We start from the raw sequence: 18,018 nt of genomic DNA on the forward strand, positions 1-18,018 counted from the left end.
CTCCTCTTCCAAGACAGGCATCATAGCGCCGTCACCCTCGATTTAAAACGAGAGGCTTGCCGGCTGAATGGCCGTGAAATCCTCCTGCCCCGCAAAGAGGAAGGAGAAATCACTCTCGCATACCCGCTTGACCGCAGGATGCTGGATCATCCGCTCGGCAAAGATGACGTAATACTCCTCCATCAGATCCTGGGTTTCACCCAGCAGCATCACCTCCTCCCCCTCCAGGATCTCCTCCCGATAAATGGTCGGAGCCATGAAGATGCCCTGGTTGAAGAAGCCGAACGCCTTCATCAGTGCCGCATCGTCGAATTCTCCCAGAATGCTGGGGGAAATCCCCTGCTGCTCGAACCACTGGGTCAGTTGACGACCCATGGCGGTGCGACGGCCCGGGATGAGCAGCTTGCGCTCTTCCAGGCAAGCAGGGAAAGGCTGGGAGGGCAGAGGCGCCTTGCAGAAGAAACTGACGCCGCATCCCCCCAGACGCTTGGACAGCAACCCGGCATGCTGGCTGGAGTCCACCGGGCAATCAGAGAGGATCATGTCGAGCTTGTGCTCGCTCAACTGCTCTAGGAGCAGTTCATGGGTCGACTCGAAGCAGCGCAGGTGAATGGAACCATCATTGGGGATCACGGAGAGCAGTACCCGGCTGGCAAGACGCTTGGAGAGTGCATCTGCAATGCCGACGTCGAACAGGATCTGGCTCTCCTTGCGGTAGTTGACGATATCCAGCATCTCGTAGGAGAGGCTGAACATCTTGTCCGCATAGCGAAATACCAGTTGGCCAAGCTCGGTGGCCTCAAGGGAGCGCCCCTTTCTGATCAGCAACTTGCCGCCAAGACGCTGCTCAAGCAGTTTGATCTGACCGGTCACGGTCTGTGGGGTCAAAAAGAGGGCTTCCGCCGCCTGCGTGACGGAGCCCTTCTTCTGAGTCATCCAAAAATAGTAGAGATGGTTGTAGTTAAGGTGTGACATCCGATGGGGTTCCCGCGCCAGGCGGGCTCCGGTAGCAGCTGAGTTCAACCGCCAGAATGTCATACATGTCGCTGATCGAGTCAACCTTGTTCGCGTCGAACTGTGCCTGCAGATGGGCCTTGAGACGACCGGCATCCGGCATTCGCTCGGTGCAATAGCGCTTGTTGGACAGCTTGACTCGCTCGCCGGCACGACTGCTCAGTGCCCGTTCGGCGAAGGTCTCTCCGAACCGGGCTTTTACCTGAGAGTCCCCCAGCATGAGTGCGCTGTCGACCACCCCGTTGAGATAGGCAGAACAACTTGCCGAGGTGGCATCCCGCTGACAATCGGCCAGACTATCTGCCCAGAGTGCAGGGCTCGCCAGCATGACTAACCATCCTAGTTTTCTCATAACCCCTCCGTACTTTGATTCGCCTCCCGATTGGGCAGCGATATCCGCAGGGCGATGTAACCGATCACGGCCGCGAGTGTGGAACCTGCCAGGATCCCGAGGCGCGAGTAGCTGCCGTAGTCCAGTCCGCCATGCTCGAATGCCAGCGATGCGATAAACATCGACATGGTGAAGCCGATGCCACACAGGATGCTGACGGCAAAGATCTGTCTGAAGTTCACTCCTTGCGGCAATTGGGCAATGCCTGATTTCACTGCCAGCCAGCTGATGGTGAAAATCCCGAGCGGCTTGCCGACGAAGAGCCCCAGGATGATCCCCATGGGGAGCGGATTGAGCAGAGCCGAGAAGTAGACCCCCTCCAGCGATACCCCGGCGTTGGCGAAAGCGAACAGCGGCAGGATCAGGAAGGCGCTCCAGGGGTGCAGCACATGCTCCAGATGCTTGAGTGGCGATGCGTAACGCTTGCCGTTGAGGGGGATCATGAAGCCCACGATGACCCCCGCCAGGGTCGCATGGACACCGGACTTGAGCACGGCAACCCAGAGCACCAGGCCGACTAGCATATAGAGTCCAATCCTGTCCTCACCACGGCGATTCATCCAGAGCAAGGTCAGGGTGGCCACCACACCTATCGCCAGCGCAGTCAGCGACAGTTGCTGGGTGTAGAAGAGGGCAATGATGATGATGACCCCCAGATCGTCCATGATGGCCAGCGCCAGCAAGAAGACCTTGAGGCTGGTCGGTACCCGCTTGCCCAGCAGCGCCATGACCCCGAGAGCGAAGGCGATGTCGGTTGCGGCCGGAATCGCCCAGCCAGCACGGGTGGCCTCGTCTCCGTAGTTGAAGAAGCTATAGATGAGGGCCGGTGCCAACATCCCACCCACGGCGGCAATGGCCGGGAAGGTTGCCTGCACCCGGGAGGAAAGCGCCCCCTCCAGCATCTCTCGCTTCACCTCGAGACCCACCAGAAGGAAGAAGATCGCCATGAAGCCATCGTTGATCCAGAGCAGCAGCGGCTTGTTGATGTCGAGCGCCGCGATGCGAACCTGCACCTCGGTATTGAGGAAGCTCTGATAGTGTTGCGCCAGTGCCGAATTGGCCAGGCCGATGGCAAGCAGGGCGGCCAGGATCAGAATGATCCCGGAAGCAGACTCCAGTTTGAGAAAACGCTTGAATACATCGCTCATATCTAACTACCCATAAGATTCCATTTTTTCAGTCTAGGGCCCGAGTAGCTCAATGAAAAATCGTTTCTAATGGCTGATAACAACGAAAAAACCGAAAGCAAAACAGATAATGCCTGCTATAAGCCGGTTACTACCCTCTTTCAAGAGCCTTATCTTCACCCGGAACATTGCATATAAATTCACAAAAATGCAAAAGACGCCCGCAGGCGCCCCTAATAGCTGAGTGTCAATTCACCGTCACCTGAGAGACGGGACTCGCCCAAGGCTCATTGCTTACTCAAATAGCGACAGGCGCCTTGATCCCAGGATGAGGATCATAGCCCTGGATCTCGAAATCCTCGAATCTGTAATCGAAGATGGAGTCAGGTTTACGCTTGATCACCAGTTGCGGCAAAGGGCGCGGTTCGCGGGTGAGTTGCAGTGCGGTCTGCTCCATGTGGTTGGAATAGAGGTGCACATCACCACCGGTCCAGACAAAGTCCCCCACTTCCAGATCGCACTGCTGCGCCATCATGTGGGTCAGCAGCGCATAGCTGGCAATGTTGAACGGCAGGCCAAGGAAAACATCACAACTGCGCTGGTAGAGCTGGCAGGAGAGCTTGCCATCCGCCACATAGAACTGGAAGAAGGCGTGGCAGGGTGCCAACGCCATCTTGTCCAGCTCGCCCACGTTCCAGGCGGAGACGATGATGCGGCGGGAATCCGGGTTGTGCTGGATGTCATCCACCGCTTTCTGGATCTGGTCGATGACAGATCCATCGGCCGCCGGCCAGGAGCGCCACTGGGCGCCATAGACAGGCCCCAGATCACCGTGCTCGTCGGCCCACTCATCCCAGATGCTGACACCGTGCTCTTTCAGATAGGCGGTGTTGGTATCGCCATTGAGGAACCAGAGCAGCTCATGAATGATGGAGCGCAGGTGGCACTTCTTGGTTGTCACCAGCGGGAATCCTTCCGCCAGATTGAAGCGCATCTGATGACCGAACAAGGAGACTGTCCCGGTGCCGGTGCGATCGGATTTGACGGTCCCTTCATCCAGAATTTTCTGCATCAGGTCGAGATAGGCACGCATTACTTCGCCTCCTTCGGTGCATTGCCGAACAGACGGGGCTGCTTGTAGGCGGCCCAGACCATGAGCCCCCCCGCCACTATCATCGGGGTAGAAAGGATCTGACCCATGCTGATCTCATTGAAGTAGAGACCCAGCTGGCTGTCTGGTTGACGAACAAACTCCACCAGGAAGCGGAACAGACCGTAGAACAGCAGGAACATCCCGGAAATGGCGCCACGGGGTGGGTGCTTGCGCCAGAACAGGTTCAGGATGATGAAGAGCACCACCCCTTCCAGCGCGAACTGGTAAAGCTGGGACGGGTGACGCGGCTCGGGCCCAGCCTCGGGGAAGATGATGGCCCAGGGGACATCGGTGACCCGACCCCACAACTCGCCGTTCATGAAGTTGCCGATGCGGCCAACACCGAGGCCGAACGGAATGAGCGGCGCCACGAAATCCGCCACGGTGAAGAAGTGGCGCTGGGTTTTGTGGGCAAACCAGATCATGGCGGTGATCACCCCGATGAGGCCACCGTGGAACGACATGCCACCGGTCCATATCTTGAACAGATAGGTCGGGTCGGCAAGGAAGAGATCGAAGTTGTAGAACAGCACATAGCCGATACGGCCACCCAGGATCACCCCGAGGAAGCCATAAAACAGCAGGTCGGATACCTCGTTGCGGGTCCAGCCGCTGTTGGGTGCATCGGCACGGCGACCTGCCAGCCACATGGCGAAGGCAAAACCGAACAGGTACATGAGACCATACCAGCGTACCGATAATGGTCCCAAACTGAATGCTACGGGATCAATCTGCGAGAAAACCCAATATCCGTCGTGCTGCATAGGCGGCCCCAATCATAAGAAAAGCCGCATTCTCCGATCATTCTTACGCAGTAACAAGACGGAATATCAATCGGGCAGCCTGACCTTGTGCCCAGCCCGCAGCAAGCCTCCCAGACCGTGCTCTTCCAGATAGCGGGCAAACAGGCCGCGCAGCACGTGAGGATTGTCATGCTTGAGACCATCCGCCATCAGCGCCTTCAACTCACCAAGGTCGGATTGCCGCAGCACGTATTTGATACGGGAGATGTTGTGGGTATTCATGCTGAAACGGCGATAGCCCATGGCCAAGAGCAGCAGCACTCCGACCGGATCGCCAGCCAGCTCGCCACAGACAGAGACCGGCTTGTGATAGCGCCGGGAGGCATCGACCAGCAGTTGCAAAGCGCGGATCACCGCGGGATGGAAGGCATCGTAGATGCTGGCGACACGGGCATTGTTGCGATCCACCGCCAGCAGGTACTGGGTCAGGTCGTTGCTGCCCACCGACCAGAAGTCGATGAGCGGCGCCATCTCCGGCAGGATGTACAGCGCGGAGGGGACTTCGATCATCACCCCGAGACTGGGGTAGCGGATCACCGCATCGCGGCTGGCCGCTTCTTCCGACACCTCGCGCCACGCCTGATCCAGCAGACGACGGGAGGCCTTGATTTCACTGACGCTGCTGATCATCGGCAGCATGATGGCCAGATTGTCCAGCCCTTCGCTGGCCCGCAACATGGCCTTGAGCTGCACCAGGAAGAGTTCGGGGTGATCCAGGGTGAGCCGGATCCCCCGCCAACCAAGGAAGGGATTTTCCTCCACGATGGGGAAATAGGGCAGTTGCTTGTCCCCCCCCACGTCCAGAGTTCGCATGCAAACCGGGCGATCCCGATAGGTTTCCAGGATCCCGCGATAGCGGGCAGTCTGCTCCCACTCCGAAGGGAAGCTGTCCTGCAGCATGAAGGGGATCTCGGTGCGATAGAGCCCCACCCCATCCGCAAGATGATTGAGGGAAATCTCGGTATCCGCACTCAGCCCTGCGTTGAGCAGCAGGGAGACCTTGGTGCCGTCCGCGGTCTCGGAGGGCTGGTTGTCGACGCTGCGCACAAGGGTGTCGAGTGCCCGCTCCTCACTCAGCAGTTGACGGTACTCGGTCAGGATCACCTGATTGGGTTCGATGAAGAGATCGCCACTGTAGCCATCGATGACCAGAGTACGCCCGCCGATGTCACCGAGGGGCAGATCCACCCCCATGATGGCCGCCACCCCCATGGCACGGGCCAGGATGGCGGCATGGGAGTTTGTCCCGCCCTTGAGCGACACCACACCGCTCAGAAATTCCCTCGGGATCTCCGCAAGGATGGTGGCCGTTACTTCATCGGCGACCAGCACCACGGGTTCGCCGATGGTGAGCTGCTCGGGTTCGTCCTGCACCAGCCGGCTGATGAGCCGCTGGGCGATGTCTTTCACATCGGTGGAGCGCTCCCGCAGATAGGGATCTTTCATCCCCTTGAACTGCTCTATCAGCCGATCGCTGATGAGTTTGACCGCCGAGATCGCCGTCCAGTGTTCCTTGCTGACCTTGTTGCGGATGGGCTTGATGTAGCCGGGATCGTTCAACAGGTGCAGATAGATGTCGAAGATGGCGACCGAGTCCTGGCTGTAGCTCTCGCGAAAGCGCAGTGCCAGGCTCTCCAGATCGTGGCGCACTTCCTCCACCGCCAGCTCGAGACGGGCAAGCTGCTTGGCATGATCCTCGTCCTTGCGTGGCGTGATGGTATTGAGCGCCTTGCGTGGACGCCACACCCAGGCCTTGGCGATGGCGATGCCACTCGCCCCGGCAATACCGCGCAGCGGCTTGCTCCAGTCGGTCTTCTGCAGCCACCCCTTGGCCTGGGCCTGGGCGATGCGGGCAGCCAGCTGAGCCGCCAGGGTGACCATGAAGGACTCCTCCCCCTCATCGAAGAGGCGGCTCTCCTTCTGCTGCACGACCAGAATCCCCACCACCTGACGCTGATGCATGATGGGAGCGCCGAGGAAGGAGCGAAACGCCTCTTCCGCCACATCGGGCAGGAACTTGAAACTGGGGTGAGAGGGGGCATCGGCCAGGTTGATCAGCTCTTCACGCTGACCCACCAGGCCGACAATACCCTGCTCGAACGGCAGGGTGGCCTTGCCCACGGCCGATTCGGCCAGACCATCGGTCGCAGCCAGTCGATAGCGGCGCATGTCGGGCTCGGCCACATAGACGGAGCAGCAGTCCACCGTCATGGCGAGCCGGGTCTGGCTCACCAATGCTTGCAAGGCCTGTTCGAGGGTGTTGGCCTCGGCCATGCTTTCCACGATGCGTCTGAGTTCCGTCAGCAACTAGTTGTGCTCCTTAACGCGAGCGGTTGCGCCGCCCATCTTTTCGGTTAGCCTGCACCACGGGGACTGGCATGGCCAGCGGGGCAAACTCCTTCATCACCCGGCGGTAAACCTCCCGCTTGAAGGAGACGACCTGACGAACCGGGTACCAGAAGCTGACCCAACGCCAATCATCAAATTCCGGGTGACCATGACAGCCAAACTGGATCCTGGACTCTTTGCCAGGATCGAGCTGCAACAAAAACCATTTCTGCTTCTGGCCAATACAGACCGGTGAACTGTCCCAGCGGACGAGTCGTTTGGGTAAGCGATACTTCAGCCAGTTGCGACTGGTCGCCAGTATGGTCACATCGTCCTGCTTGAGGCCTATCTCCTCATACAGCTCACGATACATGGCCTGTTCCGGCGATTCACCATCATCAACCCCCCCCTGCGGAAACTGCCAGGAGTGCTGCCCATAGCGCTTAGCCCACAATACTTGTCCGTCACGGTTACAGATCACGATGCCGACATTGGGACGAAATCCGTCACCATCTATCACGTGATCACCTTATAAAGGCTGAATCTATAACGAGATTGTTCCACATTCACCCCGTGGCGGCAAACAGGGACTGTCATCTTCCATTCATGAATAACTTGGCATTTCAAGCAAAGTTATAAACAAATTGAAGGTTCATGCTAGGCAAGTTGCCCACCCAGACTGTGCATAAACCTGTGATCAAGCAGGTATATACAGTAGTTTTATACTGTGGCATTGCACGGAAGCATATCATACCCGATTCACTTAAAAACAAAATATACATTTAAATACATAAGGTTATAGTTTGATTGCTGGATCAAGATCCATGTCTTTTGCCTAAGAGGATCCAGCCTGTCAATTGTGAACAAGTTCGACTGCTCAAAGATCCACCAAGACGGATTTATCCACAGATATGGCGCATTATCTGCACCGAAATGGCGCTGAAAATCGGCGTACTCTCACATTTATTTCTGGTGCCACGCTTCCTTTCACCACTTTACGCCAGTTATCCAAGATTTCTGTGGATAACTGTGTGCAACAGCTCGCACAAACCCTTGGACAACTCGTTTATGCGGAGATTAGGCGGGCCAACATACTGGATAAATAAAGTAAAACCCTTTAAAATCATTTAGATATGTTGAATTCTGTCACCCATGTCTCCCTGTGTATAGTCGGGCGAGGATCGGTTACAAAATCAGCGATACCATGCAAGGATCCGTATTGCGATGTCTATTATCTCCAGAGGAGCCCTCATGCCTGCCAATCCCCAGTCAGAACAAGAGCTGCTCAGTCGAGCCTACGCCATGGCGGGCTTCACTCTGGCCCAGCTTGCCGCAACGGCAGGCATCCCCGTACCGCGGGATCTCAGGCGTGACAAGGGCTGGACAGGGCAGTTGATCGAGTGGCAGCTGGGGGCCAGTGCAGGTAGCCGTCCCGAGCAGGATTTTCCGGATCTCGGTATCGAGCTCAAGACGATCCCCGTCGATCCTCAAGGGCGCCCGCTGGAAACCACCTTTGTCTGCGTAGCCCCCCTCATCGGGGTCAGCGGCCAGCGCTGGGAGGAGTCGAACGTGCGCAACAAGCTGTCGCGGGTGCTCTGGATCCCGGTGGAAGGCAGCCGCGACATCCCTGTCGGCGACCGTCGCGTCGGCATGCCGCTACTATGGAGCCCGAATGAAGAGGAAGAAGGACTGCTGCGCCAGGACTGGGAAGAGCTGATGGACATGATAGTGCTGGGGGAAGTGGAGCAGATCAGCGCGCGCCACGGCCAGGTATTGCAGCTGCGCCCCAAGGCGGCCAACAGCAAGGCGCTGACCCGCGCCATCGGCCGCAATGGCCAACCCATCATGACGCTACCACGGGGCTTCTACCTCAAGATCGAGTTCACCCATCAACTCCTGCAGCGCCATTTTGCCCTCCCCCTTTGATCCTGTTTATCAACATCCTTGTCATAAAGTGATATAAAAATAACCAGCGCTACTTTCTTCGCAGCCAGTGACAAGGAGTCCATATGCCGATCAACAAGCAATTCCTCAAATCGCGTCCCGAGGTCAAGGTGACCTTTGCCGTCGAAAAGGAGGCCGCCGGTGATGCCGAGCAGGTCTTGCTGCTGGGTGAATTCAGCCAGTGGCAGCCCATTGAACTGAAGAGGATGAAAAACGGGGAGTTCAAGGCGACACTCAACCTGCCGACCGATGGCCCCAGCCATTTCGAGTATTGCTATCAGCTAGTGCAACCCGATGGTGAAACCCTTTATGACAACGACTGGGAGGCGGACGACTATGTGCCTGGCCCCTTCGGGCGTGACAACTCGGTGGTGCGGGTCAGCCAGCCAGGTTGAGCTGGAACACCCGAAAGCGGATACAAAAAAGGCTCGCCATTGGCGAGCCTTTTCACTACCTGTCGAGCTTTTCGCCGACATATCGACACCAATTCGAATCGAATTAGTTGAGCTTCTCTTTGATACGAGCAGCTTTACCGGACAGGTTGCGCAGGTAGTACAGTTTGGCGCGGCGAACATCACCACGACGCTTCAGTTCTACACTGTGGATCAGCGGAGAGTGAGTCTGGAATACACGCTCAACACCTTCGCCGTTGGAGATCTTGCGAACGGTGAAAGCAGAGTGCAGACCGCGGTTACGCTTGGCAATTACGATGCCTTCGAAAGCCTGCAGACGCTCTTTACCACCTTCTTTAACACGAACTTGAACACGTACGGTGTCGCCCTGGGCAAAAGCCGGGATGTCGGTACGCATTTGCTCTTGTTCAAGCTGCTGAATAATCTTGCTCATTGTCTTTCCTTACCTAGGATAAACTGAAAACTCTACTTAACGCTGTCACGCACTTCGCGGACATACTCGGCAAGAAGTGATTCTTGCTCGTCAGTCAGAGCTAGGTTGTTAATAAGTTCCGGCCTTCTTTGCCAAGTCCGTCCGAGCGATTGCTTGAGACGCCAGCGTCGAATCACTTCGTGATTGCCGCTTGTCAGCGCCTCGGGCACCGCCAGCCCATCCAACACCTCCGGCCGAGTATAGTGGGGATGATCCAGCAAGCCATCCGTAAAGGAGTCCTGCTCGGCACTGGCCTGATCACCCAAGACTCCTGGAACCAGACGCGAAACCGCATCGATCAGGGTCATGGCAGGCAACTCGCCACCACTTAACACGTAATCCCCGATAGACCACTCTTCGTCGACTTCGGTTTGTATCACGCGTTCATCGATACCTTCGTATCGACCGGCTACCAGAATCAGTTTCTGATTCGTCGCCAACTCGGTTACGCCCGCTTGAGTCAGCTTGCGTCCCTGAGGGGAGAGATAGATGACTTTCGCCCCGTCTCCCGCCGCTTGCTTGGCTGCATGAATCGCGTCACGCAGCGGCTGAACCATCATTAACATGCCGGGCCCACCACCATAAGGACGATCATCGACCGTACGGTGTTTGTCGTGGGTAAAGTCCCGGGGGTTCCAGCACTCAATCTGCAGCAGGCCACTCTTGACGGCCCGACCCGTTACCCCGTGCTCGGTAATGGCTCGGAACATTTCAGGGAAGAGGCTAATCACCCCAATCCACATAAGAAACCTCCGGCACTCGTGTTACCGCGGGAAACTAGAAACCAGGATCCCAATCAACTTCGATTGTTCGAGCAGTCAGATCAATATTCTTGATCACCTGCTCTTCCAGGAACGGAATCAACCGCTCCTTTGCACCAAAGGCATCTTTTACATTGGCCTCAACCACCAACACATCGTTGGAGCCGGTTTCCATCAATTCGGTCACCTTGCCCAGGTCGTATCCCTTGGTGGTCACTACCGAGCAACCAATCAGGTCACGCCAGTAGAACTCGCCCTCGGGCAACGCAGGCAACAGATCGGCGGCTACGCCAATCTCGACATTGGTCAATGCCAGGGCATCCTCGCGCACATCGATACCATCGAGCTTGCAGATCAGACCCTTGTTGTGACGTTTCCAGGATGACACCCGAATTTCACGCCACGCCCCGTTCTGATTAATCAGCCAGGGGTTGTAATCGAAAATCGCTTCGGCAACATCGGTGAAGGAGTTCACTTTAAGCCACCCCTTGATGCCGTATACGGTACCCAGGGTGCCCAGAACTACAGGTTTTTCCACCTTAACTCCTTACCGTTTGGCTGATTAAGCAGCTTTGGCAGCGTCTTTGATCAGCTTGGCAACGCGGTCAGAAACAGCGGCACCAGTAGCAACCCAATGCTCGATACGAGCCAGGTCCAGGTTCAGCTTTTCAGCGTTACCAGCAGCAACCGGGTTGAAGAAACCGACGCGCTCGATGAAACGACCGTCACGGGCGTTACGGCTGTCAGCAACTACTACCTGGTAGAACGGACGCTTTTTCGCGCCACCACGTTGTAAACGAATGGTTACCATATCGTCCTCATAAACATCTAATGAACAAGGCCTGCAAATACGCAGACCCTAGCTTAAAATAAGCCGCGTAATTCTACTTGGATTCGTAATAATTGCAACCAAGCCAGCTATTTTTTGCGCAGGGATTGGCATGAAAAAGGCTCACCAGGGTGAGCCTTTCTACCTGACCAGCAGGAAAATCAGAACGGACCGCGACCGCCACCACCGAATCCGGGAGGCAGCATGTTCTTCATCTGGCCCATCATCTTGCGCATGCCGCCCTTGCCGGACATCTTCTTCATCATGCGCTGCATCTCGGTGAACTGCTTGAGCAGCTTGTTCACATCCTGGACCTGCATGCCGGAGCCCGCAGCGATGCGGCGCTTGCGGGAGCCCTTGATGAGATCGGGATGGGCACGCTCTTTCGGCGTCATGGAGCTGATGATGGCCTCCATCCGCACGGTGAGCTTGTCATCCATCTGATCCTTGATGTTGTCCGGCAGGCCGGACATGCCAGGCAGCTTGTCGAGCATTCCCATCATGCCACCCATGTTGCGCATCTGGGCCAGCTGCTCACGGAAGTCTTCCAGATCGAAGCCCTTGCCACTCTTGACCTTGCTGGCCAGCTTGGCCGCCTTCTCTTTATCGACGTTGCGCTCCACCTCTTCGATGAGAGAGAGCACATCCCCCATACCGAGGATGCGGGAGGCGAGACGATCCGGGTGGAACGGCTCCAGCGCGTCGGTCTTCTCGCCCATACCGATGAACTTGACCGGTTTGCCGGTGATGTGGCGCACCGACAGTGCGGCACCACCGCGGGCATCACCGTCTGCCTTGGTAAGGATCACACCGGTGAGCGGCAGCGCCTCGTTGAAGGCCTTGGCGGTATTGGCAGCATCCTGGCCTGTCATGGCATCCACCACGAACAGGGTTTCGACCGGCTTGATGGTGGCGTGCAGATCCTGGATCTCCGCCATCATTTCGCCATCGACGTGCAGACGACCGGCAGTATCGACGATCACCACGTCATAGAACTTCTTGCGCGCCTGATCGATGGCAGCAGTGGCAATGGCGATCGGTTTCTGGCTGGCATCACTCGGGAAGAAGTCGACACCGATGTCGCCCGCAAGGGTCTCAAGCTGCTTGATCGCCGCCGGACGGTAGACGTCCGCACTGACCACCAGCACCTTCTTCTTGCTGCGCTCCTTGAGCAGTTTGGCCAGTTTGCCAACCGTAGTGGTCTTACCGGCCCCCTGAAGACCTGCCATCAGGATGATGGCCGGCGGCTGGGCAGCCAGGTTGAGCTGTTCGTTGGCCTCCCCCATCACGGTGACCAGTTCGCCATGGACTATCTTGATGAAGGCCTGGCCCGGGCTCAGGGATTTGGCCACTTCCTGGCCCACGGCTCGTTCCTTGACGCGCGCCACGAAATCGCGCACCACCGGCAGGGCAACGTCCGCCTCGAGCAACGCCATGCGGACTTCGCGCAGGGTATCCTTGATATTCTCTTCGGTCAGACGGCCGCGGCCGCTGACGTTGCGCAGGGTGCGCGAGAGTCGTTCAGTCAAATTCTCAAACATGACGCTTTCCGGTTCTTGGCGTGACACTGGGGGCATTATACCCCGGTCAGCACTCTAGGGACGATTACTCGCCGCTTGCCGCGGCGGCCTGCCATCGAGCGGGCAGGTCAACAAATGGAGGGCAGTATACCCCAGTCAACGCCGGAGGACGATTATTCGCCGCACGGTGACCATCAACGCCTACTTATATGTGGGCAGTTAGCCTCTGGCACAACTGGCGAGCATATCTTGTGCAAGGTATACTGCCCCTCTTATCCATAAAGCTTGTTTGACAACGACCTGGTTATGATCGTGATCTCTGTTCTGGCCCTGGCGTTTTACCTGCTGGCCATCATCGCTTCACTGCACCTGCTGCTCAGCGCCAAGCCCGTCGGGCAAGTATCGCTGTTCGCCTGTGTCGGCCTGGCCCTGACCGCCCATGGCATGGCGGTGGGCAGCGAAGTGCTGGCCACCCATTCCGGCCAGAATCTCAGCATGTTGAACGTGGCCTCGCTAGTCAGCCTTATCATCAGTTGCTTCATGACCTGCGTCACCCGACGCTTCAACGGCTGGATCCTGCTGCCCGTCGTCTACAGTTTTTCAGCCCTGCTGCTGGCAGCCAGCGCGCTCATTCCCGGGCGCTACATCACCCATCTGGAAGCGCACCCCCAGTTACTGCTGCACATAGGCCTCGCACTGATGGCCTATTCGGTACTGATGATCGCCTGCTTGTTTGCCCTCCAGCTTGCCTGCCTGGACAGGCAACTGAAATCCAGAAAGATCAGCCACCTGCCAGCCATGCCACCCCTGATGACGGTGGAGAAGCGCCTGTTTCAGCTCATTTCCGCAGGTCTGCTGCTGCTGACCCTCTCCATCGCATCCGGCCTGTTCTTCCTGGAAGACATGTTTGCCCAGGGCAAGTCCCACAAGGCCATCCTCTCTATCCTGGCCTGGTGCGTTTACGCTCTGCTGCTCTGGGGCCACCATACCCGTGGCTGGCGCGGCCGCAAGGTCATCATGCTGAGCCTCATCGGCAGCTTCATTCTGACACTGGCCTATTTTGGCAGCCGTTTCGTCAAGGAAGTGCTGCTTAGCTGACATACGAACATTCCCCAACCATCCTTACAGGAGCCCTTCTTGGACAGTATCTCAACGAGTACATTGCTGATTGTTCTCGTTATCTTGATTCTTTTGTCAGCCTTCTTCTCCAGTTCCGAAACCGGTCTGATGTCGCTCAACCGCTACAAGCTTCGGCATCTGGCCCAGACCAAGCACAAGGCTGCCCGCCGGGTCGAGAAGCTGCTGGCCAGGCCGGACCGCCTGCTTGGCCTCATTCTCATCGGCAACAATCTGGTCAACATCCTGGCCTCCGCCATCGCGACCATCGTCTGCATCCGGCTGTTCGGGGATCTCGGCGTCGCCATTGCCACCTTCGGGCTGACCCTGGTGGTGCTGGTATTCGGGGAAGTCACCCCCAAGACACTGGCGGCCATGTTCCCCGAGCGGATAGCCTACCCTGCCTCCTGGATCCTCAAGGGGCTGATGGTGCCGTTCGCTCCCCTTGTCTGGCTCATCAACAGCATCACGAACCTGCTGCTGAAACTCTTGCGTCTAGAGCACAACAAGGATGACTCCCTCAATTCCGAAGAGCTGCGCACCATCGTCAACGAGGCGGGCAATCTCATTCCCAAGCACCACCAGGAGATGCTGATAAGCATCCTGGATCTCGACAAGATGACGGTGGAGAACATCATGGTCCCGCGCAGCGAGATCTCCGCCATCGACATCAATGACGACTGGAAGATCATACTGCGCCAGCTGGCCCACTGCGCCCACACCAAGATCCTGCTCTATCGCGACAACATCGATGACGTCGTCGGCTTCCTGCACTCACGGGATGCCCTGAGACTGGTCGCCCGGGATCAGTTCAGCAAGTCCAGCCTGCTGCGGGAAGTCGACCCCATCTATTTTATCCCCCAGGGGACCCCCCTCAACGTGCAGTTGGCCAAGTTCCAGCGCAACAAGGAGCGAATTGGCCTTATCGTCGACGAATATGGCGATATTCAGGGGCTGATCACCCTGGACGACATCCTGGAAGAGATTGTCGGTGACTTCACCACCTCCATGACACCGACCCCGAGTGACGAGATCCATCCCCAGCCGGACGGCTCCTTCCTGGTCGAAGGCTCCGCCAGCATCCGCGAGCTGAACAAGGAGATGGACTGGCACCTGCCCATGGACGGCCCACGGACCCTCAATGGCGCCATCCTGGAGTACCTTGAGGAGATCCCCCAACCCAACATCAGTGTCAGGCTGGCGGGCTACCCTATCGAGATTCTCGAAGTGGAGAACAACATGGTGAAGATGGCGAGGATCATGCCGCACCTGTACCGGGACGATTCAGGGTACGAGGATTGAAAAAAGGCTGCCAATGGCAGCCTTTTTGTTTCACTCGCTCTCGTCATCCGGCTCCAGCACCAGAGTGGGGATGAGCTCACCGAACACCTGCTGCAACTCGTCACGGTTTGCCAGCAAATCCTGCAGCGTATAACCATCCATCACCGCGAGGAAGGCGTTCATCGCCTCCTTCAAGGCACTCTTGAGCAGACAGACGGAGACGATATGGCAGACCGGGGAGCTGCAGTCGATCCCGTCCAGATTGCCTTCCAACGCCCGGATCACTTGCCCGATATTGATCTCGTCGGGGGAGCGCGCCATGCGGATGCCACCATTCTTGCCGCGTTGTGACTGCAGATAGCCCAGTTTTACCAACTGGTTCACCACCTTCACCATGTGGTTGCGGGATACGTCGTACAAGGCGGATACCTTGGCCACGCTCGACAGTTCCCCCTCCGGCAGGGTGGCCAGATAGAGCAGGGCTCTCAATCCAAAATCGGTATAGCTCGTTAGTCTCATAGTGCCTGTAGCGCCTAGCGCGAAGAATTGATGATTGATCCAGATCAATTAAACATTTAGGATGCAACTTAATAAGTGACATTCCAGATGTTCAATTAGAAAGGACCTCCTATGTTAGACCAAGCCACCATCGCCGTCATCAAGAGCACCATTCCTTTGCTCGAATCGGCGGGCCCTGACCTCACACGGCACTTTTATCAGCGCATGTTCAGCCACAATCCCGAGTTGAAGGATGTCTTCAACCTGGCTCACCAGCGTAGCGGGGGACAGCCCTTGGCACTGTTCAGTGCGGTGGCGGCCTATGCCAGGAACATCGACAATCTGGGGGCCCTGGCCGGAGCCATTGAACGCATCGCCCACAAACATACGGGTTTCCTGATCCAGCCGGAACAATATCACATTGTGGGTAGTCATCTCTTGGCCACGCTCAAAGAAATGGGTGGCAACGCTGTCACGGAGGAGGTCCTTACCGCCTGGGGCAAGGCGTACGGTGTGCTGGCCGACATCTTTATCGGCCGGGAGAGCGAGCTCTATCGGGAGAAGGCAAGCCAGGACGGTGGTTGGCAGGGAACCCGCCCTTTCACCATCAAGGAGAAGCGTCAAGAGAGTGAACTCATCACCTCTTTCGTCCTGGCCCCCCTCGATGGCAACCCCGTGTTGCGTTTCAAACCGGGGCAATATCTCAGTATCAAGCTGGTTCATCCCGCCCTCGAGCATCAGGAGATCCGCCAGTACACCCTCTCGGACGCCCCCAATGGCCGCGACTACCGCATCAGCGTCAAGCGCGAACCCAGGGGCCAGGCCTCCAACCTGTTGCATGATCATCTTCACATCGGTGACACGGTCGACATCATGCCGCCGGCCGGCGACTTCTTCCTGCAAGAGGAGACAGACACGCCTGTGGTGCTGATCTCCGCCGGGGTCGGCCTCACCCCCATGCTGAGCATGCTCAACCACTTGCTGGCCGAGGGCCCGGATATGGATATTCGCTGGCTTCACGCCTGCGAACACGGCGCCCACCACGCGTTCAGGGACGAGATCCGGGCAAAGAGCAGGCAACACGGGAAACTGGAGAGCCGGATCTGGTATCGGGAGCCGGGGGAGCAGGATGTCAAAGGAGAGGATTACGACTTCAGCGGCACTCTGGCACTGGAGCAGGTCACCGACCTCATTCCGGCCAACGCCCACTACTATTTCTGCGGCCCTGTCCCGTTCATGAAAGCAGTCAAAGCTCAGCTGGAGAATGTGGGCGTGCCTGCAGGGCGGATGCACTACGAGGTCTTCGGCCCCCATCAGGGTCTCTGATCCCTCCCCTGACCGGGAAAATGCACAAGGCCCACAAACACAGCTTCGTGGGCCTTGTAATATCAAAGCGGACTATCAGGACTCAGTGCATCGCCTTGGCACGGGCGATGGCATTGGCGGGCATCCGGTTGCCGAGCCGGCTGAGCAGGCTTGCCGCCTTCTGGTGCATGGCCTTGTCACCGATGACGGCGCCGTGCAGCCAGTGATACGCCTCCTCGTAATCCAGCGGACTCCCCATGCCCTGCAGCAACATCTCCACCCACTCCATCTGTGCCCGCAAGAAGCCGAGGCTCGCGGCTTCCCGCATCAGGGTCTCGGCCCGCACCAGATCCTTCTGAACCAGGATCCCCTTCCAGTAATAGCGGCCAAGCTGTTCCAGCGCCGGCGCCAGCCCCTGGTTGGCGGCCTCCCACATGTACTGCACTCCGATCTGGGCGTCCGGCTTGGTGCAAACTCCCCAGGCCAGCATGTCCCCCCAGAGGAACTGATAGGCAGGGATCTTCATCACCGAGGCCCTCGCCTCGATATCCTGGGTGAGCTGGCACCTGTCCTGCTTCACCCGGGCCAGATGGCTCCCCTGCTCTATCCAGTTGAGCAGTTCGTCCTGGCGATAGAGCGGCACGGCCTGCAACTCTCCCGCAGCAGCGGATGCCTGCGTCGTCGCCCTGGGCAGCGGCGCCGCTGCCGGTGCGGACGGTACAGGTGCGGATGCGGATGGCACCTGGGCTGGCGCTGCTGACACAGGGAGGGATGGCGTGGCGACAGAAGAGGCTGGCGTCAGGGCTGGCTGGGCCGATGATGAGGCCGCTGACAAGGGTGCAGACGCCGCGGATGGCGGCGCGGCTGCAACCGCCACCGCCTGGGTGGGCGCGGCGGCCGAGGTGGGCTCCGCCCCCTGCAAGGGGAAGCTGCACACACCGATAATGGCGATGAGGGTTCTTGGTTTTATCATAGGGATCTCCTGCTGCCTTCTGTTATCGGCAGCCAGGGCCATCTCCTTAGCCCGCTACACCCAGCCCCGAAAATGACAAAGGGGAGCCTG

Annotated in this window: 19 protein-coding genes; 5 read left to right on the top strand and 14 right to left on the bottom strand. The window is 57.9% G+C overall.

Annotated elements, in window-relative coordinates; translation table 11 throughout:
- Positions 1 to 42: 42 nt before the first annotated feature.
- The 7 genes from nhaR to rppH form a co-directional block, all read right to left on the bottom strand.
- Positions 43 to 975, bottom strand: a complete 933-nt coding sequence (nhaR, locus tag AB5Y93_RS06990) for a transcriptional activator NhaR (protein ID WP_010673095.1) — start codon at positions 973 to 975, stop codon at positions 43 to 45.
- Positions 962 to 1,342, bottom strand: coding sequence for a hypothetical protein (locus AB5Y93_RS06995; RefSeq protein ID WP_175429470.1), 381 nt, complete (start codon positions 1,340 to 1,342; stop codon positions 962 to 964). Before AB5Y93_RS06995 ends, nhaR begins: the two co-directional genes overlap by 14 nt.
- Before the next feature lie 20 nt (positions 1,343 to 1,362).
- Positions 1,363 to 2,553, bottom strand: coding sequence for a Na+/H+ antiporter NhaA (nhaA, locus tag AB5Y93_RS07000; RefSeq protein ID WP_049636461.1), 1,191 nt, complete (start codon positions 2,551 to 2,553; stop codon positions 1,363 to 1,365).
- A 277-nt stretch (positions 2,554 to 2,830) separates the two neighbouring features.
- The gene (thyA, locus tag AB5Y93_RS07005) at positions 2,831 to 3,625 is read right to left on the bottom strand and encodes a thymidylate synthase (RefSeq protein ID WP_042014892.1); all 795 of its coding nucleotides are present in this window, start codon (positions 3,623 to 3,625) and stop codon (positions 2,831 to 2,833) included.
- Positions 3,625 to 4,449 carry a prolipoprotein diacylglyceryl transferase gene (gene lgt, locus AB5Y93_RS07010; RefSeq protein WP_043153049.1) on the bottom strand — a complete coding sequence of 275 codons (825 nt, stop codon included), beginning with the start codon at positions 4,447 to 4,449 and terminating at the stop codon, positions 3,625 to 3,627. The genes thyA and lgt overlap by 1 nt, the downstream gene beginning before the upstream one ends.
- A 66-nt stretch (positions 4,450 to 4,515) precedes the next feature.
- Positions 4,516 to 6,795 (bottom strand): phosphoenolpyruvate--protein phosphotransferase, encoded by a 2,280-nt coding sequence (ptsP, locus tag AB5Y93_RS07015; RefSeq protein ID WP_041214477.1) that lies wholly within the window; start codon positions 6,793 to 6,795, stop codon positions 4,516 to 4,518.
- 13 nt (positions 6,796 to 6,808) lie between these two features.
- Positions 6,809 to 7,336, bottom strand: coding sequence for an RNA pyrophosphohydrolase (rppH, locus tag AB5Y93_RS07020; RefSeq protein ID WP_010673089.1), 528 nt, complete (start codon positions 7,334 to 7,336; stop codon positions 6,809 to 6,811).
- Between the two features lie 731 nt (positions 7,337 to 8,067).
- Here rppH and mutH point away from each other — a divergent pair.
- Together mutH and AB5Y93_RS07030 are read left to right on the top strand one after the other, a co-directional pair.
- Positions 8,068 to 8,742 (top strand): DNA mismatch repair endonuclease MutH, encoded by a 675-nt coding sequence (gene mutH, locus AB5Y93_RS07025; RefSeq protein WP_042014896.1) that lies wholly within the window; start codon positions 8,068 to 8,070, stop codon positions 8,740 to 8,742.
- Positions 8,743 to 8,825: 83 nt separating this feature from the next.
- Complete coding sequence (locus AB5Y93_RS07030) at positions 8,826 to 9,155, top strand: isoamylase early set domain-containing protein (RefSeq protein ID WP_010673087.1); 330 nt, start codon at positions 8,826 to 8,828, stop codon at positions 9,153 to 9,155.
- A gap of 103 nt (positions 9,156 to 9,258) precedes the next feature.
- On the opposite strand, the gene rplS is transcribed toward AB5Y93_RS07030, so the two are convergent.
- The 5 genes from rplS to ffh form a co-directional block, all read right to left on the bottom strand.
- Positions 9,259 to 9,606: a 50S ribosomal protein L19 gene (gene rplS / locus AB5Y93_RS07035; RefSeq protein ID WP_005308701.1), complete on the bottom strand. Its 348-nt coding sequence runs from the start codon at positions 9,604 to 9,606 to the stop codon at positions 9,259 to 9,261.
- Positions 9,607 to 9,638: 32 nt separating this feature from the next.
- The gene (gene trmD, locus AB5Y93_RS07040; RefSeq protein ID WP_005308699.1) at positions 9,639 to 10,388 is read right to left on the bottom strand and encodes a tRNA (guanosine(37)-N1)-methyltransferase TrmD; all 750 of its coding nucleotides are present in this window, start codon (positions 10,386 to 10,388) and stop codon (positions 9,639 to 9,641) included.
- Between the two features lie 34 nt (positions 10,389 to 10,422).
- Positions 10,423 to 10,944: a ribosome maturation factor RimM gene (gene rimM / locus AB5Y93_RS07045; RefSeq protein WP_033114063.1), complete on the bottom strand. Its 522-nt coding sequence runs from the start codon at positions 10,942 to 10,944 to the stop codon at positions 10,423 to 10,425.
- 24 nt (positions 10,945 to 10,968) lie between these two features.
- Positions 10,969 to 11,217, bottom strand: a complete 249-nt coding sequence (rpsP, locus tag AB5Y93_RS07050; RefSeq protein WP_010673084.1) for a 30S ribosomal protein S16 — start codon at positions 11,215 to 11,217, stop codon at positions 10,969 to 10,971.
- Positions 11,218 to 11,396: 179 nt separating this feature from the next.
- On the bottom strand, positions 11,397 to 12,776 hold the full coding sequence (gene ffh / locus AB5Y93_RS07055) for a signal recognition particle protein (RefSeq protein ID WP_010673083.1): 1,380 nt from the start codon (positions 12,774 to 12,776) through the stop codon (positions 11,397 to 11,399).
- Between the two features lie 285 nt (positions 12,777 to 13,061).
- Between ffh and ccsA the strand changes: the two genes are divergently transcribed.
- Together ccsA and AB5Y93_RS07065 are read left to right on the top strand one after the other, a co-directional pair.
- On the top strand, positions 13,062 to 13,853 hold the full coding sequence (gene ccsA, locus AB5Y93_RS07060) for an inner membrane protein YpjD (protein ID WP_039040017.1): 792 nt from the start codon (positions 13,062 to 13,064) through the stop codon (positions 13,851 to 13,853).
- Between the two features lie 39 nt (positions 13,854 to 13,892).
- Positions 13,893 to 15,173: an HlyC/CorC family transporter gene (locus tag AB5Y93_RS07065; protein ID WP_010673081.1), complete on the top strand. Its 1,281-nt coding sequence runs from the start codon at positions 13,893 to 13,895 to the stop codon at positions 15,171 to 15,173.
- Between the two features lie 30 nt (positions 15,174 to 15,203).
- Here the strand turns inward: AB5Y93_RS07065 and AB5Y93_RS07070 are convergent, their stop codons facing one another.
- The gene (locus AB5Y93_RS07070) at positions 15,204 to 15,671 is read right to left on the bottom strand and encodes an Rrf2 family transcriptional regulator (RefSeq protein ID WP_039039978.1); all 468 of its coding nucleotides are present in this window, start codon (positions 15,669 to 15,671) and stop codon (positions 15,204 to 15,206) included.
- Positions 15,672 to 15,782: 111 nt separating this feature from the next.
- On the opposite strand from AB5Y93_RS07070, the gene hmpA reads away from it, so the two are divergent.
- Positions 15,783 to 16,976, top strand: coding sequence for an NO-inducible flavohemoprotein (gene hmpA / locus AB5Y93_RS07075; protein WP_368229059.1), 1,194 nt, complete (start codon positions 15,783 to 15,785; stop codon positions 16,974 to 16,976).
- Positions 16,977 to 17,058: 82 nt separating this feature from the next.
- Here the strand turns inward: hmpA and AB5Y93_RS07080 are convergent, their stop codons facing one another.
- A complete protein-coding gene (locus AB5Y93_RS07080) occupies positions 17,059 to 17,649 on the bottom strand; it encodes a tetratricopeptide repeat protein (protein WP_368229183.1) in 591 nt (196 codons plus the stop codon).
- Positions 17,650 to 18,018: the final 369 nt, after the last annotated feature.

Source organism: Aeromonas sp. R10-1, from assembly GCF_040908465.1.
Classification (GTDB): Bacteria; Pseudomonadota; Gammaproteobacteria; order Enterobacterales; family Aeromonadaceae; genus Aeromonas; species Aeromonas caviae.